Annotated in this window: 19 protein-coding genes and 1 tRNA gene (1 of these 20 only partly in view); 9 read left to right on the forward strand and 11 right to left on the reverse strand. The window is 58.7% G+C overall.

Translation table 11 applies throughout. The features are described from left to right. The first annotated feature begins 97 nt into the window (after window positions 1–97). From ACXAGD_RS00355 to ACXAGD_RS00370, 4 genes are all read left to right on the forward strand, one after another. Entirely contained in the window at window positions 98–2,299 is a 2,202-nt protein-coding gene (locus ACXAGD_RS00355) for a HEAT repeat domain-containing protein (RefSeq protein ID WP_475207839.1), read from the forward strand. 14 nt (window positions 2,300–2,313) lie between these two features. Continuing rightward, complete coding sequence (locus tag ACXAGD_RS00360; protein WP_475207840.1) at window positions 2,314–2,799, forward strand: plastocyanin/azurin family copper-binding protein; 486 nt, start codon at window positions 2,314–2,316, stop codon at window positions 2,797–2,799. Continuing rightward, entirely contained in the window at window positions 2,792–4,036 is a 1,245-nt protein-coding gene (locus ACXAGD_RS00365) for a molybdopterin molybdotransferase MoeA (protein ID WP_475207841.1), read from the forward strand. Before ACXAGD_RS00360 ends, ACXAGD_RS00365 begins: the two co-directional genes overlap by 8 nt. Before the next feature lie 95 nt (window positions 4,037–4,131). Then, entirely contained in the window at window positions 4,132–4,857 is a 726-nt protein-coding gene (locus tag ACXAGD_RS00370) for a response regulator (RefSeq protein WP_475207842.1), read from the forward strand. Here the strand turns inward: ACXAGD_RS00370 and ACXAGD_RS00375 are convergent. The 6 genes from ACXAGD_RS00375 to ACXAGD_RS00400 all read right to left on the reverse strand — a co-directional run bounded on the left by ACXAGD_RS00375 (window position 4,854) and on the right by ACXAGD_RS00400 (window position 8,553). Beyond that, the gene (locus ACXAGD_RS00375; RefSeq protein ID WP_475207843.1) at window positions 4,854–5,372 is read right to left on the reverse strand and encodes an N-acetyltransferase family protein; all 519 of its coding nucleotides are present in this window, start codon (window positions 5,370–5,372) and stop codon (window positions 4,854–4,856) included. The genes ACXAGD_RS00370 and ACXAGD_RS00375 overlap by 4 nt on opposite strands. Continuing rightward, the gene (locus ACXAGD_RS00380) at window positions 5,369–5,923 is read right to left on the reverse strand and encodes a helix-turn-helix domain-containing protein (RefSeq protein WP_475207845.1); all 555 of its coding nucleotides are present in this window, start codon (window positions 5,921–5,923) and stop codon (window positions 5,369–5,371) included. Before ACXAGD_RS00380 ends, ACXAGD_RS00375 begins: the two co-directional genes overlap by 4 nt. A gap of 119 nt (window positions 5,924–6,042) precedes the next feature. Further along, window positions 6,043–7,059, reverse strand: coding sequence for a Fe(3+) ABC transporter substrate-binding protein (locus tag ACXAGD_RS00385; protein ID WP_475207846.1), 1,017 nt, complete (start codon window positions 7,057–7,059; stop codon window positions 6,043–6,045). A 213-nt stretch (window positions 7,060–7,272) separates the two neighbouring features. Continuing rightward, entirely contained in the window at window positions 7,273–7,941 is a 669-nt protein-coding gene (locus tag ACXAGD_RS00390) for a hypothetical protein (RefSeq protein WP_475207847.1), read from the reverse strand. Between the two features lie 321 nt (window positions 7,942–8,262). Then, the gene (gene ykgO, locus ACXAGD_RS00395; RefSeq protein ID WP_008755722.1) at window positions 8,263–8,388 is read right to left on the reverse strand and encodes a type B 50S ribosomal protein L36; all 126 of its coding nucleotides are present in this window, start codon (window positions 8,386–8,388) and stop codon (window positions 8,263–8,265) included. Window positions 8,389–8,478: 90 nt separating this feature from the next. Further along, window positions 8,479–8,553: transfer RNA gene (locus ACXAGD_RS00400), tRNA-Val, on the reverse strand. 148 nt (window positions 8,554–8,701) lie between these two features. Here ACXAGD_RS00400 and ACXAGD_RS00405 point away from each other — a divergent pair. Next, entirely contained in the window at window positions 8,702–9,562 is an 861-nt protein-coding gene (locus tag ACXAGD_RS00405; protein WP_475207848.1) for an N-formylglutamate amidohydrolase, read from the forward strand. 2 nt (window positions 9,563–9,564) lie between these two features. Here ACXAGD_RS00405 and ACXAGD_RS00410 read toward each other — a convergent pair whose 3' ends face one another. Together ACXAGD_RS00410 and pyrF are read right to left on the reverse strand one after the other, a co-directional pair. Continuing rightward, window positions 9,565–10,818: a DNA polymerase IV gene (locus ACXAGD_RS00410; RefSeq protein ID WP_475207849.1), complete on the reverse strand. Its 1,254-nt coding sequence runs from the start codon at window positions 10,816–10,818 to the stop codon at window positions 9,565–9,567. A gap of 360 nt (window positions 10,819–11,178) precedes the next feature. Further along, window positions 11,179–11,883, reverse strand: a complete 705-nt coding sequence (gene pyrF, locus ACXAGD_RS00415) for an orotidine-5'-phosphate decarboxylase (RefSeq protein ID WP_475207851.1) — start codon at window positions 11,881–11,883, stop codon at window positions 11,179–11,181. Window positions 11,884–12,033: 150 nt separating this feature from the next. On the opposite strand from pyrF, the gene ACXAGD_RS00420 reads away from it, so the two are divergent. Continuing rightward, window positions 12,034–12,354, forward strand: coding sequence for a hypothetical protein (locus ACXAGD_RS00420; protein WP_475207852.1), 321 nt, complete (start codon window positions 12,034–12,036; stop codon window positions 12,352–12,354). A 126-nt stretch (window positions 12,355–12,480) separates the two neighbouring features. Beyond that, the gene (clpB, locus tag ACXAGD_RS00425) at window positions 12,481–15,099 is read left to right on the forward strand and encodes an ATP-dependent chaperone ClpB (RefSeq protein WP_475207853.1); all 2,619 of its coding nucleotides are present in this window, start codon (window positions 12,481–12,483) and stop codon (window positions 15,097–15,099) included. Window positions 15,100–15,157: 58 nt separating this feature from the next. Here the strand turns inward: clpB and ACXAGD_RS00430 are convergent, their stop codons facing one another. The 3 genes from ACXAGD_RS00430 to ACXAGD_RS00440 form a co-directional block, all read right to left on the reverse strand. Then, window positions 15,158–16,084, reverse strand: a complete 927-nt coding sequence (locus ACXAGD_RS00430; RefSeq protein ID WP_475207854.1) for a class I SAM-dependent methyltransferase — start codon at window positions 16,082–16,084, stop codon at window positions 15,158–15,160. Window positions 16,085–16,213: 129 nt separating this feature from the next. Then, the gene (locus tag ACXAGD_RS00435) at window positions 16,214–17,029 is read right to left on the reverse strand and encodes a cyclase family protein (protein WP_475207855.1); all 816 of its coding nucleotides are present in this window, start codon (window positions 17,027–17,029) and stop codon (window positions 16,214–16,216) included. 117 nt (window positions 17,030–17,146) lie between these two features. Beyond that, entirely contained in the window at window positions 17,147–18,085 is a 939-nt protein-coding gene (locus ACXAGD_RS00440) for a hypothetical protein (RefSeq protein ID WP_475207856.1), read from the reverse strand. A gap of 269 nt (window positions 18,086–18,354) precedes the next feature. Here ACXAGD_RS00440 and msrP point away from each other — a divergent pair, with 269 nt between their 5' ends. After that, the gene (gene msrP / locus ACXAGD_RS00445; protein ID WP_475207857.1) at window positions 18,355–19,257 is read left to right on the forward strand and encodes a protein-methionine-sulfoxide reductase catalytic subunit MsrP; all 903 of its coding nucleotides are present in this window, start codon (window positions 18,355–18,357) and stop codon (window positions 19,255–19,257) included. A 4-nt stretch (window positions 19,258–19,261) separates the two neighbouring features. Continuing rightward, window positions 19,262–19,381: the beginning of a protein-methionine-sulfoxide reductase heme-binding subunit MsrQ gene (gene msrQ, locus ACXAGD_RS00450; protein ID WP_475207858.1), read on the forward strand. The gene runs 495 nt beyond the window's last position; 120 of the gene's 615 nt are visible here — the first part of the coding sequence; its start codon is at window positions 19,262–19,264; its stop codon lies off the right edge, out of view.

Genomic DNA, 19,381 nt, shown 5'->3' on the forward strand with positions numbered 1-19,381 from the left:
CCGGGCGTCCCCGGCCGACCTGGAAGGCAGGTATCGGTTGGGAAACCTGCCTTCCACTTTCACCCAACCCGTCCAACCGCAAACATGGCAGCTTGATATGAACATGCATTCCGATACCGCCCTGCGTGACGAGGCCACCAGCCTGTTTTCTGAATACGCCAAGTCCGAATATGATGTGATCCGCCTGCGCGCCATTCAGGCGCTGACCGCCATTGGGGCCAGCAATAGTCTGGCTTTGGTCGAGGCATTGCTGGATGATGACGAAGACGTCCGTCAGGACGCCGCCCAAGCGCTGGGCGCGCTGGGGGTGCAAGAGGCTGCGCCGCAACTGCTTGAGAACCTGATCCACGATCCCTGCGGTGAGGTCAAACTGGCCTGTGTCACTGCTCTGGCCGCATTGAAATCCAAAGACGCCGCGCCCTATCTGCGCACCCTTGTCACCGGGCGCGGAGATGAGATCACATGGGACGAGGACGAGCTGCATCAGGACGAATGGGACGACTGGTTGGACACGCAGATCGCCTCGATCAAAGCGCTGGGCCGGATGGGCGATGTGGCGGCGATTGAACCCATCGTCATGGCCCTGATGGACGAAGACGGCCAGGAACTGGGCGATGTGGCCTGCGAGGCATTGGGTCGGATTGGTGAAGCATCTGTGCCAACGCTGGGCGTGTTTACGCAATCCTCGAACCGCCGTCTGCGCCACCGCGCCCTGCGGACTTTGGCCACGATCGGTGGGGCGGAGGCCAAAACCATCCTGCGTAAGGCCGTGACTGACAAGGACGGCGCGGTACGCCTGATCGCCTATGAGGCTCTTATGCCGGGTGAGCCGGCGTTAATCGAACAGGCGCTGACCGATGCGGTCGAAGACATTCGCATTGCAGCGCTGAATCGGGCCGGCTTTTCTGAGCCCGAGTTGCTGGACCGCATGATGCGCGACCCAGGCGCCAAGGTGCAGTTGGCTCTGGTCGAGCGGCTGGATCGCACCACGCCAATTGCCGATCAGGACGATCTGCGCTGGCAGGTGCTGGATTTCCTCGCGACCGGCCAACAACCCGAAGTGTCCGCACAGGCGCTGGGCCTGCTGGCGGCATTGGCCCCGGAACTGGTGGCTGATCGTCTGAACGCTCTGTTCTCGGTTGATGCAGATGACCTCAAGGCCGAGCGGCTGCAATGGGCCATCGTTGATGCGCTGGCAACGTCTCCCTTGCGCGAAGCCGCCGAGTGGTTGCAGCGTGCTTGCCGCTCGCCCTTCCGGTCGGTGCGGCTCAAGGCCGTGGCCTCTCTGGCGATGATCGTCACCGATGCAGACCGCCCGCATGTGAACCAGCAACAGGGCCGCGAATTGCTACTGTCTTTCGCATTGGCCCAGATGCCCGTTTCGGAGGACGCGCCCATCGAGCCCCCACAAACCGACATCGCCGCGCTGGAAGAGGCTGGTCTGGATGTGTCCGAAGGCGGCGAAAATGGCCCAACCTCCAGCCTTGGCGCGATCCTCGGCCATGACGCCATCGCCGCTGAAATGACGCAGGAGGCCGAGGAAGACGAAGTACAGCCGCTGACACCGCGCGAACAGGCGCTGCTGGCAAAGGCAACCCGCCACCCCAAACGCCGCCGTGTCGCGCTGGACGACGATGCCGAAGCGCTTGAACGTGAGACCCGTATGTCCGCGATTCGGCTGCTGGGTGAGGTGAAGGGGATGCAGATAATGCTGGCACAGATCGCCAAAGACACTGAGACCGAGATCGCCCAGCACGCGTTTACAGCGTTGGGTGTCGCGGTGGCACGTCACGGTTCCGAACTGGATGAAAACCAACTGGTCGAATTGATCACCCAGGGCCTGTCGCATACCGACTCTGGCCTCTCGCTGCAGGCGCTGAAATTGCTGCAGCAGGCCGACATACCGCCGCAGGACGCGCTGCGCGGCAAGCTGCGGGCGATGGTCAAAACCGGAGACACCCCGTTTCGCATCGACGCCATGCACATCCTGACCCGCTGGGACGGTTCACCGGACGTGGCGCGCAGCCTGCTGGACGATGTTTCGGCCCCGGTGCGTCAGGCGGCAATGCGGTTGCTGTCGGAAACCGCCCCGGATCAGGCCGGAGCGGCCATTGTACCCTTCCTTCTGGCCAATCCCGAGCAGCGAATCGTGACCTATGTCAATGACAGCACCCCCGCGATCGTGACAATTGGGCGGGAATTGCTGACCGGGCTGCGCGACGAAGACCGTCGTGCCCTGTGGCCGGTGATGATCAGCGCGCTGGCCGATCTGCTGGGGAACCCCTCACGCGCGGCCTGAATCCGGAGGGACAGATGACGACTTCGCTGAAACTGAGTGCAGCGATTCTTGCGGGCGTGATGGCTTTTGCCCCCGCTGCACAGGCCGAAGATATCCCCGAGGTCGCGGTGGTACATCAGATCATTGATCTGAACGCAGACACCCCGGCCCATGCTTTCCGGTTTGAACCCAAGCTGCTGCAGGTTCCGGCAGGATCGACCGTCCGATTCAAAGGCTCGACTGGACGGCATACGGTAACTTCGATCATTCGCATGATCCCCGAGGGTGCGCGCGCGTTCGAAATTCGTGGCAAGCCCGAATTGGATCTGACCTTTGACAAGGAAGGCGTCTATGGCATCCGCTGCCGCGTGCATGGACGGCACGGCATGGTGATGTTGTTGGTCGTCGGTGATCCCAGCTCGAACCTGGAAGAGGCGCGCGCTTATCTTCCGAAACTGGGCGACGCCGAACAGGCCGGGTTTGAAGAACTGTTCGAACAACTGGAGGGTCAAAATGGCTGATGGATGCGCCTGCGACCGGCATGCCAATATGTACCTGGCGGTGTCCGACGCGTTGACACGGGGTCTGGCCGTGGCCGAACCGGTTACTGAAACCGAGACGCTGCCGCTTATTGACGCCGTCGGCCGGGTGCTGGCCGAGGATTGCACCAGCAAGGTGGATATGCCGGCTTTTGATAACTCGGCAATGGATGGCTATGCGATACGGACGGTAGAACTGGGGGACGGTCCGACCTTTGATCTACCCGTCGCTGGGCGTGTGGCCGCTGGCGATAGCGGTGCCCACGACGCGCCTGCAGGGGCAGCGCTGCGGATTTTCACCGGCGCACCGGTGCCTGCCGATTTTGACGCGGTTCTGATGCAGGAAGACTGCAAGACCACCGCTGACGGTATCCGCTTTGCTCGCCGCCCGAAACCCGGACAGCATATCCGCCGCGCGGGTGAGGACCTGAAGGCCGGCGCCCCGATCCTGCGACGCGGTTGCGAGATAACCGCGCGCGAGGCCGCCGCGCTGGCCTCGGCCGGGTATGGTGAGGTAAAGGTATATCGCAAGCTTAAAGTCACGATTTTCTCGACCGGTAGTGAGCTGCGCCAGCCTGGTGAGGCATTGGGCCCCGGTCAGATTTACAACTCGAACCGCTACATGCTGCGGGCGCTGCTGGACAAGCCGTGGGTCGACCTGATCGACAAGGGACCGGTTGAAGATGATCCCGAGCTGTTGGAACAGGTGTTGCGTGAGGCCTGTGATACTTCAGATTTAATCGTCACAACGGGCGGCGTTTCGGTTGGGGACGAAGATCACATGCCGCGCCTGTTTGCCGAAATCGGCGGCCAGACCGATGTGATGAAGGTGGCGATGAAGCCGGGCAAACCGATCATGTTCGGCCGCCGAGGTAATGCGCTCTATGTCGGGCTGCCGGGTAACCCGGTTTCGGCCTATGTGACTTGGCAGATCATCGGATCGCACATGTTGGCGCGCCGGGCTGGTCTGCACCACGCTCCACATACGCCGGAACAGGCAGTTCTGGCCGAGCCGCTTGAGCGCCGCGCAGGGCGTCAGGAATACCGACCCGTTGTGATCGAGGGTACGACGCCCGAAGGCACACCGCGTCTGCGTCTGATGGCGCCGTCTTATAGCGGCCGGGTTGCGTTGCTGGCGCAGGCGGATGGTCTGGCAGTCATCCCGGCCGAAACCGAGGCGCTGCCACAGGGCCACGGGTTGCAGTTCCTGCGGTTCTGACCGCGATGAACAGGCCAGCCACGTTCTTGCAAGAGCCGGGCAGCGGCGGCTACAACTGTCCCGCGCCAGCTCAACACGCCCGCCTGGACTCGATTATGGTTAAAGAACATATCCTTGTCGTCGATGATGACCCGCAGATCACGTCCTTTCTGCAACGCTACCTTGAAAAGCAGGGGTGTCGGGTCACGTGTGCGGCTGACGGCAACGCGATGGACGCTGTTCTGGAAACCTCCGAGGTTGACCTGATCCTGCTTGATATCGGCCTGCCCGGTCGCAACGGGTTTGATATCACGCGCGAGCTGCGGGTGAACTCCAACATACCGATCATCGTTCTTTCGGGCCGGGATGAGATTTTTGACCGAGTCGTCGGGCTCGAGTTTGGCGCTGATGACTATATCACCAAGCCGTTTGAGGCGCGCGAGGTGCTGGCCCGCATCCGCACCGTTCTGCGTCGGGCCCGGCCCGAAGAGAAGCCGACCAACGGGACAGAAGCGCCTTTGGTCAAGTTTGGCGACTGGGTGTTGAATGTGAACGAACGCACCCTGACTGCCGCTGATGCGCCCGAAGTCACGCCATTGACGACCACCGAATTTGACGTGCTGCTGGCTTTTGTCACGAACCCGCACATGGTGTTCTCACGCGATCAGTTGCTGGACAAAGCACGCGGGCGCGAAACCATCGTGGGAGATCGCACCATCGACGTGCATGTGGCACGGCTGCGCAAGAAGATCGAGCCCGATCCTGCCGCGCCGACCTTTATCAAGACGGTGCACGGCATTGGCTATTGCTTTGCGGCCAACGTGCGCAAAAGTTCGTCCTAACTCAAGTCCTTGAACATGTAGGTCGTGGGCTCCAACCGGTTCTCGAACGGGTTGCGGCAATAGTTCGGAATCTCTCCGGCGACCTGAAATCCCAGGTTTTGATACAGGATGCGCGAGGGGTCAGAGCTACGCGTATCCAGCACCAACAGGGTTCGACCCAACTGGGTTGCCCGATCCTGCAATGCAGACATTAAAGCTCGCCCAAGCCCCCTGCGCCGGGCGCTTGGGTGCACCAACAGCTTGGCTACATCAGCGCGATGTGGTTGGTTGGGCATCGCTGCTGGGATCAGTTGCACTGTGCCCAGAATTCGACCGTTGTCGCGAGCCACGAACAGGTCCAGCGCGCCGGCCTGTAGATCCGGTTGCACTCGATCCTGCCAATAGGCGCGCGCTTGATCCGGCGTGAAGGGTAGGACGAAGCCGATGCTGGCCCCGTTCTGCACGCAGGCGTGCAGGATATCTGCCAAATCCTCCAACGCGTCACCAAAACCGCTGTTGTCCAGACGGAGGATCATATCAGCACCAGCAGGTAACGCGCCCCGCGGGCGGGTGATGTTTCGAACCGGGTCGGGCCGGACAGATGATAACGCAGGCAATCCCCGCCATTCAGATCATGCGCAACCCCGTCCACCGTCAGGGTCAAGGCGCCGTCCAGCATGATCAGGTGATGCTCCTGCCCGGGTTTTGGCGGGGTGTCATAGGCGATCACCGTGCCGGGCGGCAAGTGGCCCTCAAGGACTTCGGCGCTCAGGCCTGTTGCGGGCGGAGACACCGAGCGGCGGGTGAACCCGGTTTCGGGATCGCGCCATTCCGGTTGTCGTTCAAAGGGCACGCGAGGGTCGAAACTGTCCTCAACCATCATCAGCAGGCGGGACATCGGCAGGCCATAGGCTGCACACAACCGACCCAGCGTTTCTGCGGTTGGGCTGACATTTCCCTTCTCCATCCGCGAGAGGGTGGCACGGCTGATGCCGCTATGCTCGGCCAGTTGGTCGAGCGACCATCCATGACCCCGGCGTAGTTCGTTCAGACGGTTGGCAAGGCGGTTTGAGAGATCATCCAGCATAGTTCAAATTAGGGAATCTGTTTCATTTATGAGATTATCGGTGAAAAATAATAGAACATCAATAAAAAAGGGCGCAGAATGCTCTGCGCCCTCCTTGCTGCTCGGGTTTTTTGTCTGGATCAGTTCCAGCCGACCTCGTTGAAGATTTTTTGTGCTTCAGGCAGGTTCTTGGCGACCTCGGACAGGTTCACTTCATCGGCCTTGAACTCACCCAATGTCTTGACCGAGTCCACCAGTTCCACGCCTTCGACTGCCGGGAATTCGTCATTGCCGGACGAGAAGTATTGCTGGGCCGAGTCGCTGGCCAGATACTCCAGGAACAGAATTGCGTTCTCCTTGTTTGGCGCATTTGCTGCGACACCAGCGCCCGACAAATTCATATGCGCGCCGGTGCTGTCCTGATTGGGGAAGACCCAGCCGATCGAGTCGATATCTGCAGATACGCCTTTGACGTCCTTACGGATGGCGCGGGCAAAGTAATAGGTGTTCGAAACCGCGATATCACACTCACCCGAAACAAGGCCGCGCAGCTGATCGGTATCACCGCCCTGCGGGTCGCGGGCCATGTTGGCGACGATGCCCTCGGCCCAGGCTTTCGCGGCCTCAGGGCCTTCGTGGGTGATGATCGAGGCCAAAAGCGTTTGATTGTAGGTGTTGTTCGATGATCGGATGCAGATCAGGCCCTTGTATTCGGGCTTGGCCAGATCTGCATAGGTGGCCGGAGGGTTGGCCAGATTTTCTTTGTCGAAAAAGATGATGCGACCACGCTGGGAAAAGCCGAACCATTGATTGTCGGTGTCCTGCAGATTGGCGGGGATGCGCTGTTCGAGAACCGCGCTGTCGACCGATTGCAGAATGCCTGCGTTCTTGGCCCGCGCCAGACGCGAGGTGTCGACGGTTAGCAGAATATCGGCGGGCGAGTTCGCGCCTTCTGCTTCCATCCGGGCGATCAGCTCATCGGCCTTGCCCTCAATACGGTTGATGGTGATGCCGGTGGCCTCTTCGAAATCACCGTAAAGGCTTTCGTCGGTGTCATAGTGGCGCGAGGAATAGAGGTTCAGTTCCCCTTCGGCGGCGGCGGAGGTTGCAATCAGGGCCGTCAGGGCGGCGGCAACACAGGTAGAGGATTTCAGCATCGTTTCTCCCAACTTCGAAGGTCGTGGCAGTTAATTTCCGATTGAAAAAGTCAATGAAACGATTCTGAAGGGGATGCAAGAAAATCCGACAAAATTACTTGGGAAAATGGTCGCATACTAGAAAGTCTGCGACAGGCCACCGCAAGCATCACCTGTTTGGCAAAATGACCCCCATGAACCAGCTATCAGATCGGATCACTCAGGTAGGGCCGTTCAATCGGCCATCAGAAAAAACTGTCGCAGACCGCAGGCGCCGAAAAGGGCGGCACCGAACATTTCACAGGTTTCCTCGGCAAGCGTCACGTAACGCCCGTTTTCCATTTCATGAAAAAACATAAAGGCGGCAATCATCTCAAGCCCAAGTGCACCACCCAGATAAACAACTACAGCAAGGATGAGGTACTGTCGCGGCGCAGGCTTCATACCAAAGAACACAAAGCGAAAACCAAGCAGCATAAGTATAACGACCACTGCAATGCCGTAGAGAACCCATTCCCACGCAAAGAACCCGGTGCCATCAAAATTCCTGGTGAAATACGCGCCAACTGGCTCGTGTACCTGCGCTGCGTCGTCAAATGCCGCGAAGAATATGATTGCTGCAAAGCCAAGCCAGTGCCAGCGCCATCGGTCCTTCACGGCAAAAGCCTGAGTTGCCGCCAGGAAAATAAACACGCTCGAAACAACGAGGAGCGTGAAGTTAACAAACGTTGGCACATTTGCTTCTTCACCGACCCAAAAAATCTCGAAAGCAAGCCGCCCAAATTCGCTATCTGTGTTTGATGCAACTTGAGCAAGAGCCGCCAGCGCCGAAGTAGGAAGAATAACTGCGGCTGAATAAATCAAGTATCGGTTAGGAGTTGGCAAAAAAGGTGCGCGAAACATCTCTCTAATAATTCTCTAGCCCATTCCGACCAGCTTAAAAGCACAGTATCAACTGTACAGTGAGTTGCGGGTATATGGAGAGTGTTGAGCCTTTATTTGCTACTGAATGGATCTAATTATCATCCTGAGTGATATTTTGTTTCCCCTTTGGCGACAAAAGATAATCACCCAATCGAATTCAGTACGCCGATCTTTGGATTGATAGTTAACCCAACGCCCCAGCCGAGCGTCCAGGAACGCCTGTCTTGTCCGCACAGCAGATGTTCAAACAAAAAAAACCGCACCCAAGGGCGCGGTTTCTTAAAAAGTAACGTGCAGTTCTTAGCCCTGGCGAGCTTTGAACTTGCGCTGCGTCTTGTTGATCACGTAGACGCGGCCTTTGCGACGCACAATCCGGCAGTCGCGGTGCCGGTTCTTGAGCGAGCGGAGCGAGTTCTTGACCTTCATGGGTCTGTCTCCAATCTGCGGCGCCTTCATCAAGGACGTGGCCAGCGCCTGGGTTAGCGGGTGCCCCGGATGCCCGGAACAGTGAAACGATGGTGGGCGGTACAAGGATCGAACTTGTGACCCCTTCGATGTCAACGAAGTGCTCTACCGCTGAGCTAACCGCCCACTTTACCTTTGCGTGCCCTGCCCCATAACGAAATGGGGCGCGGATCCCCGCGCCGGTAGCGGGGTCTATAAAAGGAGTCGCTGAGGGGTTCAAGGGGTTTGGTAGAACTATTTTCCGGTCTATGCTGAAACCGAACAAGGAGTCACCATGCAGAACACGCCATATGTATTGGATATGCCCGCCAGCCGCACGTCCTGCGTGGTATTCTCCTCTCCGCATAGTGGTCGGAACTACCCTGAAGCCATGCTCAGCCGCACGGTTCTGAGCGAAAATGCGATTCGATCCTCGGAGGATGCTTTTGTGGATCAGCTGTATTCTTCAGCGGCCGATTTTGGCGCGCCGATGATCTCGGCGGTGGTGCCGCGGGCTTATCTGGATCTGAATCGCAGCGCCGAGGAACTGGACCCGGCCCTGATTCAGGGCGCGCGCCGTCATGGACACAACCCGCGTGTGGCCTCGGGGTTGGGAGTGATTCCCCGTGTGGTGGCCAACGGGCGGGCGATCTATCGCGGCAAGCTGACGATGGACGAGGCTCGCCTGCGCATCGACACTTGCTGGCGGCCGTATCACGCCCGCATCAAATCCCTGCTTGCTGAATCGCATGATGCGTTCGGGCAGGCGATTCTGGTCGATTGTCATTCCATGCCGCATGAAGCCGTTGCGATGGTCAGCAACTCACGAACCAGACGACCTGATGTGGTGCTGGGGGACAGGTTTGGGGCGTCGGCGTCGGTCGATGTGGTGGATCGGATTGAGGCGGCTTTTGTCGCCGCCGGGCTGAACGTGGCGCGCAACACGCCCTTTGCCGGGGCTTATGTGACCCAGACCTATGGCCGCCCCGCCCGGGATCAACACGCGATCCAGATCGAGATCGACCGGGCGCTGTATATGGACGAGGCCCGAATCGAGCCGAATGAAAACTTTGCCGCGTTTCAGGAGATTCTGCGCGAGGTCATCCGGGACATTGCCGCTATCGGCGAAGAACCCCTGCGTCTGGCTGCCGAGTGACCTCAGCGCAGGGCGCGGCCCTTCACAATCGCATCGCTGCCAAAGCGGCGCCGGATTTCGTCGGTGGCGCGTTCGGCCTGTGATCTTTGGCTGGCGCCGGGGTCCAATAGATCACCCGAGATATCCGCTTGCGACTCCGCGCACAGATCAGACAGGCCAACGCCCAGCAAGCGGTAAGGGCCTTGGTCTCCGACCTGATCGAACAGCCCCCGGGCAGTGCGGTAAATCCGGTCGGCGATTTGCGTCGCATCCCGCAGGGACACGCGACGGGTTAGGATCTTGTGGTTGGCGCGCTTCAGCTTCAGGGTGACGACCCGCCCAGCCAGTGCCTTGGCTTTGGCGCGGTCGGCGACCTTTTCCGACATGCGCCACAGGTGGCCGTCCAGAATATCCAGACTGGCGGTGTCCTCGAAAAATGTGGTCTCATTGCTGATCGACTTCATTGGCTCGTGCGATGAGACGCGCCGTTTGTCCTGCCCGCGGGCTAGATGCCACAGCCGATAGCCCATGGACCCGAACCGCGCGGTCAGCGCCTCCTGATCCCAGCGCAGTAGATCGGAAAAGCTGCGGATACCGGCACGGTCCAGCGATTCCTGCGCGGCCGGGCCGATACCCCAGATCAACCGCACCGGTTTGTCATACAGAAAGTCCGCTGTTTCCGCCTGACCGATCACTGAAAACCCGCGTGGTTTGTCGAGGTCCGAGGCCACCTTGGCCAGAAACTTGTTGTGCGACAAACCGATCGACCCGGTCACGCCCAATTCGTTCTTCATCCGCTTCACCAGCCGCGCTAGCATCACAGCAGGCGGCGCACCGTGCAGGCGTTCGGTGCCGGACAGATCCATGAAGGCCTCATCCAGCGACAGCGGTTCAACCACAGGGGTCAGTTCGTCCATCATTCTGCGAATTTCGCGTGACACTTCGGCATAGGCCGACATGCGCGGTTTGATCACCACCGCCTCGGGGCAGAGTTGCAGGGCCTTGAACATCGGCATAGCCGAGCGCACCCCGCGAATGCGGGCAACGTAACAGGCTGTGGATACAACGCCCCGCTTGCCGCCGCCGATGATTACCGGCTTGTCGGCTAACTCAGGGTTGTCGCGTTTTTCGACCGAGGCGTAAAAGGCGTCGCAATCCATATGCGCGATGGACAGGTCGAACAGTTCGGGATGTGTCTTTACTCGCGGGCTGCCGCAGGCAGGGCAGCGCCGTTCATTGGTCAATGTGGTCAAGCAATCTCGGCAGAGACCGGGCATGTAATTTTCCCGCTTTCCGTGCGATCCAGTCAGCGACTTACTTATACCAGCCCCGGCCGCTGCGCAAAGTGTCAGCGGTTATCATGGTCACTGGGTTTTCCAGGAAGAAGACCCCCCGCGAAGTGGCGGGGGGAGGTGACGGACCTCAGGAAGAGACGGTCCGCGGGGAGTATCACCGCCCCAGAATCGCTGAAAAACACTGGTTTCGATAGGACCGAGGTGACAGAAGGAAAACTCGGATTTTTCATGTGTGTTTTGGGGCACAGGGACGATTTGGCGCGGATCAGGCGGAAAGTGACGCAAGGTCAACTGGTTGGCAGCGCTTTTTGGCGCGAAAATCCGCCTGTTTGGCGGGCTACCTCAGTGCTGTGTCAAGGAATTTAACTCGTCAAGAACCGCCTGTGCCGCCGCTTTCGGGTCCTCTGCCTGATAGATCGGGCGTCCGACAACGATGTGGTCGGCACCATCACCAATGGCGCTGGCTGGTGTGGCCACGCGTTTCTGGTCACCCAATGCTGCCCCTGCCGGACGGACACCGGGGGTAACGATCAGGCGGCCTTCGGCCTGGGGCAGGGCGCGGATCAGGGCGGCCTCTTGCGGGCTGGCAATCACACCATCTGCCCCGGCCTCCAGTGCTTTGGCCGCACGTTCGACCACCAGATCCTGCACTTCGCCCTGTTTCAGCAAGCTGGCATCCAGATCGTCGCGGTTCAGCGAGGTCAGGATGGTCACGGCGAGAATTTTGAGGTCCTTGCCGGATGCGCCTTCTTTCGCGGCGCGCACAACATGTGGGTCGCCATGCACGGTCAGGAAATCCAGATCGAACTGCGCTAGCCCCCGCACGGCGTTTTCCACAGTGTTGCCGATGTCGAACAGCTTCATATCCAAAAAGATGCGTTTGCCGTGATCCTGTTTCAGCTCATTTGCCAGCGCGAGCCCTCCGCCGGTTAGCATCCCAAGCCCGATCTTGTAGAATGACACCGCATCGCCCAGCCGCTCGGCCATGGCCAGCCCCTGCAGGGCGTTCGGGACATCAAGGGCAACGATCAGGCGGTCATCAGACATAGGGGCGCTCCTTTTTGGCAAACGTCTGCGTCCTAACGGGTTCGGGCGCTTCTGTCCATGCGCGACTGAAGGCTGAGAGGAATCAAGCCGTAGGAACCGGACTGTGTTATGGTGCCGTCATTCAGATGCGTATTTCAGATGGGGGAGAATATGAAAGCACGGATTGGAATTGGCCTAGTTCTGGTTGTGGCGGCCTGTCAGGACATGCCGCTTGAGACCGAGGCAGCAGATACGGTTATCGTGACGCCGACAAATGATGATCTGCGTCTTGTGGGCGGATATCGGTCCACCGACGATGATTGTCAGCTGACCGGAGAAACTGCGTTTACCATCGATTTTTTGGATGATGCTGCAGACCTTGTGTCTTGCCCGACGGGCAGTGACGCGGCGCAGTCTCTGGTCGAGATGTATAGCGCGCGCGAGGTGGCAAGAACCGGCGGATACACGGTTTACTCGATCCCGCGACGCTAGTGCCGGATTCTATGGTTAAGCCTCTTGAACCGACAGAGATATTTCCCAAATTGAATGTGAGGCTTCGACCGATGCGTGCCGCCAAGCGGGCGCATCACACCGGGGCGCTTAGAGAAGGAGAACACTATGGACTTAAACAAGTTCACCGAGCGGGCACGGGGTTTCGTGCAGGCGGCGCAAACCATTGCGCTGCGCGAAGGGCACCAGAGGCTGGAGCCCACACATATTTTGAAAGCATTGATGGATGACGATCAGGGGCTGGCCAGCAACCTGATCACACGTGCCGGCGGCGCGCCAAACCGCGTGGTTGAAGCGCTGGACGTCGCGATGGGGAAAATCCCGAAAGTCAGCGGCGACGCGAGCCAGATTTACATGGACGGCCAGACCGCCAAGGTTCTGGACGAGGCGCAGAAGATCGCCACCAAGGCGGGTGACAGCTTTGTGCCCGTAGAACGTGTTTTGATGGCCCTTTGCATGGTGAAATCCAAGGCCAAGGAGGCGTTAGAAGCCGGTGCCGTATCCGCACAAAAGCTGAACGAAGCGATCAACGACATTCGCAAAGGCCGCACTGCTGACAGCGCGTCGGCGGAAGAAGGTTATGATGCGCTCAAGAAATACGCGCGTGATCTGACCGAGGCTGCGGCCGAAGGCAAAATCGATCCGATCATCGGGCGGGATGAAGAAATCCGCCGTTCGATGCAGGTTCTGTCGCGCCGCACCAAGAACAACCCTGTTCTGATCGGTGAACCCGGCGTCGGTAAAACCGCGATTGCCGAGGGTATGGCCTTGCGCATCGTCAATGGGGATGTGCCTGAATCGTTGAAGGACAAGAAGCTGCTCGCGCTCGACATGGGCGCGCTGATCGCGGGTGCGAAGTACCGGGGTGAGTTCGAAGAACGCCTTAAGGCCGTTCTGACCGAGGTGACCGAGGCCGCTGGCGAGATCATCCTGTTCATCGATGAGATGCACACGCTGGTGGGCGCCGGCAAATCCGACGGCGCGATGGATGCCGCCAACCTGATCAAGCCTGCGCTCGCCCGGGGTGAGCTGCATTGTATCGGCGCGACCACGTTGGATGAGTACCGCAAATATGTCGAAAAAGACGCAGCCCTTGCGCGACGGTTCCAGCCTGTAATGGTGACCGAACCGACCGTCGAAGACACGATCAGCATCCTGCGCGGCATCAAGGAAAAGTACGAGCTGCACCACGGTGTTCGCATCTCGGATTCGGCGTTGGTCTCGGCGGCGACGCTGTCGCATCGCTACATCACCGACCGCTTCCTGCCCGATAAAGCCATCGACCTTGTCGATGAAGCGGCGTCGCGTCTGCGGATGGAGGTGGACTCTAAGCCCGAGGAGCTCGATCAGCTGGATCGCCAGATCCTGCAGATGCAGATCGAGGAAGAGGCGCTGAAGCTGGAAGACGACGCGGCATCCAAGGACCGTCTGGCAACCTTGCAAAAGGATTTGGCCGATTTGCAGGAGAAATCCGCGGAGATGACCGCCCAGTGGCAGGCCGAACGTGACAAGCTTGCTGGTGCGCGGGATCTGAAGGAACAGCTCGACAAGGCACGGGCCGATCTGGAGATCGCGAAGCGTGAGGGTAATCTGGCGAAAGCCGGGGAGCTGTCCTATGGCGTCATCCCCGAGCTTGAGAAAAAGCTGACCGAGGCTGAGAACGCCGAAAGCAACGCCATGATGGCCGAGGAAACGGTGCGTCCGGAACAGATCGCATCTGTGGTCGAACGCTGGACGGGTATCCCGACCTCGAAAATGCTGGAAGGCGAGCGCGAGAAACTGCTGCGGATGGAAGATGATCTGCATTCCCGCGTCATCGGTCAGGACGCGGCAGTGACTGCCGTGGCTAACGCTGTGCGCCGGGCACGGGCGGGGTTGAACGACGAAGGTCGACCGCTGGGCTCGTTCCTTTTCCTCGGCCCGACCGGCGTGGGGAAAACCGAGCTGACCAAGGCCGTGGCGAACTTCCTGTTCGACGATGACAACGCGATGGTGCGCATTGACATGTCCGAGTTCATGGAGAAACACGCGGTTGCCCGTCTGATCGGTGCCCCTCCGGGCTATGTTGGCTATGACGAAGGTGGTGTGCTGACCGAAGCCGTGCGGCGCCGGCCCTATCAGGTTGTGTTGTTCGATGAGGTCGAAAAGGCGCACCCGGATGTCTTCAACGTTCTGTTGCAGGTTCTGGACGATGGCGTTTTGACCGATGGTCAGGGTCGTACCGTGGACTTCAAGCAGACGTTGATCATCCTGACGTCGAACCTTGGGTCTCAGGCGCTGAGCCAGTTGCCCGAAGGTGCGGATAGTGCACAGGCGAAACGTGACGTGATGGATGCGGTCCGGGCGCATTTCCGACCGGAATTCCTGAACCGTCTGGACGAGACCATCATCTTTGACCGGCTCAAGCGGGCCGATATGGATGGTATCGTCGATATCCAGATGGCACGTCTGCAAAAACGTCTGGCCGCCCGCAAGATCGAGCTGGCTTTGGATGATGGCGCCAAGGAATGGTTGGCCAACGAAGGCTATGACCCGGTCTTTGGTGCGCGCCCGTTGAAACGTGTGATCCAACGCGCCTTGCAGAACCCGCTGGCCGAGGCACTTCTGGCCGGTGAGATCAAAGATGGTGAGACCGTCCCGGTCACCGCCGGAACAGATGGCCTGATCATCGGCGACCGGCTGGGAACCTCAGAACGCCCGCGCCCGGATGACGCCGTGGTGCATTGACGCGAAAACAAAGGCCCGCTTTGCTGCGGGCCTTTTTTTCGTGTGAGATCAGCGCCCTTCAAGCGGGACTCAACTGAACGAGGGAAAACGAGGAAGCATCCAGAGCGTCCATTGGAAAGTCCATTGTCTCTGAGCCTAACCCTAATTCGGCTAAATAACCTTCTATCCCCGCGCGCCCAAATAGGTGTTCAAGCACGTAGAAACCCTGTTCAGTCGCGTATGTATCAACTTCATCTGGGGCGATGTTGAATCGAAAGGGTTCACCGACGCTCGCCACGGCATTTCCGATGCTGTCGATTTGCTGCTGTGCCTGCGAAGCCGCTGCGGTTGATGCGTATGTCGTCAGAAAACGCGTTTCTCGTGAGCCATTCGAACGGACCATTGCATAAACATCTGCAACTTCTGACGGCGGGACATATTCCAGAGAAACCTCGGCGATAAAAATCGTGCACTGTTCGTGGTCATAGCCAAGGGATTGCAACTTATCGAGCGTTGTCTCCTGTTCAAAATCAACCGCTGTGTAGTGAATGTTGGGTGGCGTACCAAAGTTGGAACAAACCAAATGTCTCTTGGCTTCGATTGTCTCGGGGCGGTCAACTTCAAAAACAGGTATGTGGTAATGGCTGTTAGACAGTCTCAGGCCCAGCGTATCGAGCCCTGCGCCAAGAATGACTATCTGTCGTGCGCCATGCGCTATTGCCGAAAGCGTCCGGCTTTGCATAAACGTCTTGCGCCACAGAACCGACGCGACAAGCCGTCGAGCGATGGTGCGATCATCTGCAAACTTGAGAACCGCATCCCAATCGGTCGCTTGGCCCAGGACTTCGGGGCCTTCGACGGCTCCGTTGCGAAATAGCTGTTCGGCAAACGGATCATAAAATACGCGCCGATAGGTCGGGTTACGATTCACAAGAGCGCAAAACGCACAAACGCCAAGGGCGGTTCGACTTAGACCGGGAATTGCGCTTTGCGGAACGTAAAACACTTATACCTCGTTGCTGTTGCGATCATCAAAGTAGGGCTCAACAATCACGCAAGTCTACAGGCGCGATGTGCGCCTAAAACTGTGTAGGTCGACAAAAAATGAGGACCCGCCAATCAGACGGGCCGCTCTTTATACCAACGCAAAAATCCGCGCCGGACCGCCCGTTCCGCCGACATGTTTGGGTGCGCCGATGATCAGTGTAGCCCCGGCCGCCGGCACCCGGTCCAGTCCGGCCAGGTTTTCGATCCCGAACCGACCGCTTGGCAGCCACGCATAATGTGTTGCGAAATCCGTTGAAATGCCGTGGTCCAGAGACAGCGTATCCGATGCAATCGAACGCGCGCCGGTTTCTTCCATCAACATCTGCGCGGCCTCGACGTGGAAACCGGGGTAGTGCTGGGCCTCACCGTCAAAACCGCGATAGGCATCGCTATCGGCCTTTGCAGCCCAGCCGGAATAGAGCGCAACGCATGCACCGTCCGGAATATCGCCATTGGCAGACATCCACGCCTTGAGGTCATCCGGGGTTAGCAGCGTGTCTGCGTCCTCGGCTGCACGGGCTGCAATGTCCACGACGCAGAGCGGGGCAACTAGATCCGAGACCGGGATTTCATCGACGGACGCCCCGTCGGCAGAGAAATGCAAAGGTGCATCAATATGTGTGCCGGTATGTTCGTTCACCGTCATGCGCTGCAGGTTGAGGCCGTGCTCCGCGAAATTGAAAACCTGTTCGGACGCGTATCCCGGCTCACCGAAATAAGTTGGGAAATCAGCGCTGAGCGGATGTGTCATATCCTCGACCCCGCCGTGACCTGCTGCCAGTGCCGCAGGCACCGCGGCACCTGTTGCGGCGGCGGCCACACCGGTGGCTGCGGCGGCTTTGAAAAACCCGCGTCGCGACAACATACGGTCCTTGACGGCGTTCATTACGCAAATGTCACACATTCGTCTTCTCCCTCTGAGGCTTTTCAATACCTGAGGAACAGCCTGCATTTTTGATGCAAGCGTTGTAAAGTCGGCGATGGAGGCGGGTGCCATCACAGTCCCGTGCACTGGCAGGGGTTAGAAGTTTCCTGCCTGGCGGCTTTTGCGCATGGCGCGCAGGTCTTCCGCGCTCATCCGTGGAGCGTCTTCGGCACCTTGTGCGGGCTTAAGATTGGCCTCGATCACCTCGGACAATTTCGGTGCTGTATCGCGCAACCGAAGATACCCCAATACGCCACCTGCGCATTGCAGGCTGAATGCCCATATCCCGATCAACATATAGACGACAGACAAACCTATAAGTGACCAGAGGGGCCGGATGGATGCCGTGCCTTGGGTCATATATTCAAGCTCTTGCAGGTCGGCCTGCAGCGAACCGAAATAATCCATGGCGATCAGCAGTGCGATAAGAAGTACGTGCAGGACGAACATGCCGACATAACTGAAAATGGTCAGTGCGAACAGCGGGCCGAACGCTGCCCGAAAATGCCGGAATGGCGTATAGTGCATACCGTCCGGGTCCCGCCCGATCGATGCGGAGGTGATCGGCACAAGCAGGCTGGCCCGGATCGAGCACACGGACAAAAAGACCGCAAGCATCACCAGCAGCCCCGGAAGGGCCCAGGACGGGTCCACGTATTCCAGCGCCAGGTCGGCGACTTCGCTCTGTTGCAGAATGTCGGGTGAAATCACGAAAATTGAGGCCGCAACGATCACGCCAACAATAAGCGTCACGCTTACGCCTTCTACGGCGCCATAGATCACCGCAGGGGTGAACAGCCCCTTTATCTTTATGCTGGGCTTCATGCCTTTGACCTGCAGCCCCATTCGTGTGCCGATCAGGGTTGGAACGACGCTGGAAGAAGCCATGATCAGGAAGGTCACAATGAATGCAAAGGGCGGGAAAATAAGGCCCAGTAATAGACCCACCAGCACGCCGGCCAGATTGTAGAGGGTCAAAGCAATGAGCATGACCGGCAAGACAACTGCCATGCGCCAGAAAATGGAAAGGGACAAAGGGAAGGCTCGGGCAAATAGCACTGCAATAATCTCTGATCAGTATTCGTTTATGTGTGGGCGTATCGAAGCCGCACAGTCTGTGCCAGTTCTTTTCAGATGGAATTGTCAAATGCAGGGCGGCAATGTGTCATTTTGGAATCGCCGTGACGGGACGGTCGGGCTGATACGTTACAGTCTCGTCTCTCAATCGTGACGCCTGTTTCCTTGGCTCTGTGCTATCAGCGAATTACTTCATACCCGAAGATGTTTGATGACTGGAGACATAAATGGCGCATCGCTGGACCAATACACTGACACATGCTGACGTCACCCCACGGGCGGCGTTTCTGAACCGGCGGCAGGTCATGGCCGGTCTGGCAGGTGTCGGACTGGCGGGGATGGCGCGTGGGGTTTCGGCGCAGGAGGCGCTGGAACCCAACACCTGGGAAGAGATCACCTCGTACAACAATTTCTACGAGTTCGGCACCGGCAAGGATGATCCGGCCAAATATGCTGGCGCCCTGACCACCGAACCGTGGAGCATCAAGATCGACGGGTTGGTCGACAACCCGGGCGATTATGACTTCAAGGATATTATGTCCGAGATGACGGTCGAGGAACGCATCTATCGTTTCCGCTGTGTCGAGGCCTGGTCGATGGTGATTCCTTGGAACGGGTTCGAACTGGCCGATCTGTTGAATATGGCGGGCGTGCAGGAAGGTGCCAAATACGTAGCCTTTGAAACCGCCGTGATCCCCGATGAAATGCCGGGCGTGCGCTATCCGATTCTGGACTGGCCCTATCGCGAAGGTTTGCGCATGGATGAGGCGATGCACCCGCTGACCATCATGGCCACCGGTATCTATGATCGTCCGATTCCGAACCAGAACGGTGCCCCGCTGCGTCTGGTGGTGCCGTGGAAATATGGCTTCAAGTCGATCAAGTCGATTGTGCGGATCACTCTGACGGATGTTGAACCGCCAACAAGCTGGAACATGTCGAACCCGCGCGAGTATGGCTTCTATAGTAATGTAAACCCGAACGTGGATCATCCGCGTTGGTCTCAGGCCTCGGAACGTGAGATCGGTGGAGGCCTGTTCGCCAAGCGTATCCCGACCCTTATGTTTAACGGGTATGAGAAAGAGGTCGCAGGCCTGTACGAAGGCATGGATCTGTCGGAATACTATTAAGCCTATGCAACCGGTGAACCAGATATTGCGTCGAATCCCTGTTTGGGCGGTGTATCTGTTGGGGGTGCTTCCAGCGCCCTGGCTCTTTTATCAAGCGCTGACCGGTGGCTTGGGTGTTGAGCCA

It is taken from the genome of Ruegeria sp. ABF4_144, from assembly GCF_056160045.1.

Excerpts from the sequence above, each read along its gene's own strand:
- ACXAGD_RS00355 (WP_475207839.1), top strand. The coding sequence starts at position 98 with ATGAACATGCATTCCGATACCGCCCTGCGTGACGAGGCCACCAGCCTG.
- ACXAGD_RS00360 (WP_475207840.1), top strand. The coding sequence starts at position 2,314 with ATGACGACTTCGCTGAAACTGAGTGCAGCGATTCTTGCGGGCGTGATG.
- ACXAGD_RS00365 (WP_475207841.1), top strand. The coding sequence starts at position 2,792 with ATGGCTGATGGATGCGCCTGCGACCGGCATGCCAATATGTACCTGGCG.
- ACXAGD_RS00370 (WP_475207842.1), top strand. The coding sequence starts at position 4,132 with ATGGTTAAAGAACATATCCTTGTCGTCGATGATGACCCGCAGATCACG.
- ACXAGD_RS00375 (WP_475207843.1), bottom strand. The coding sequence starts at position 5,372 with ATGATCCTCCGTCTGGACAACAGCGGTTTTGGTGACGCGTTGGAGGAT.
- ACXAGD_RS00380 (WP_475207845.1), bottom strand. The coding sequence starts at position 5,923 with ATGCTGGATGATCTCTCAAACCGCCTTGCCAACCGTCTGAACGAACTA.
- ACXAGD_RS00385 (WP_475207846.1), bottom strand. The coding sequence starts at position 7,059 with ATGCTGAAATCCTCTACCTGTGTTGCCGCCGCCCTGACGGCCCTGATT.
- ACXAGD_RS00390 (WP_475207847.1), bottom strand. The coding sequence starts at position 7,941 with ATGTTTCGCGCACCTTTTTTGCCAACTCCTAACCGATACTTGATTTAT.
- ykgO (WP_008755722.1), bottom strand. The coding sequence starts at position 8,388 with ATGAAGGTCAAGAACTCGCTCCGCTCGCTCAAGAACCGGCACCGCGAC.
- ACXAGD_RS00405 (WP_475207848.1), top strand. The coding sequence starts at position 8,702 with ATGCAGAACACGCCATATGTATTGGATATGCCCGCCAGCCGCACGTCC.
- ACXAGD_RS00410 (WP_475207849.1), bottom strand. The coding sequence starts at position 10,818 with ATGCCCGGTCTCTGCCGAGATTGCTTGACCACATTGACCAATGAACGG.
- pyrF (WP_475207851.1), bottom strand. The coding sequence starts at position 11,883 with ATGTCTGATGACCGCCTGATCGTTGCCCTTGATGTCCCGAACGCCCTG.
- ACXAGD_RS00420 (WP_475207852.1), top strand. The coding sequence starts at position 12,034 with ATGAAAGCACGGATTGGAATTGGCCTAGTTCTGGTTGTGGCGGCCTGT.
- clpB (WP_475207853.1), top strand. The coding sequence starts at position 12,481 with ATGGACTTAAACAAGTTCACCGAGCGGGCACGGGGTTTCGTGCAGGCG.
- ACXAGD_RS00435 (WP_475207855.1), bottom strand. The coding sequence starts at position 17,029 with ATGTGTGACATTTGCGTAATGAACGCCGTCAAGGACCGTATGTTGTCG.
- msrP (WP_475207857.1), top strand. The coding sequence starts at position 18,355 with ATGGCGCATCGCTGGACCAATACACTGACACATGCTGACGTCACCCCA.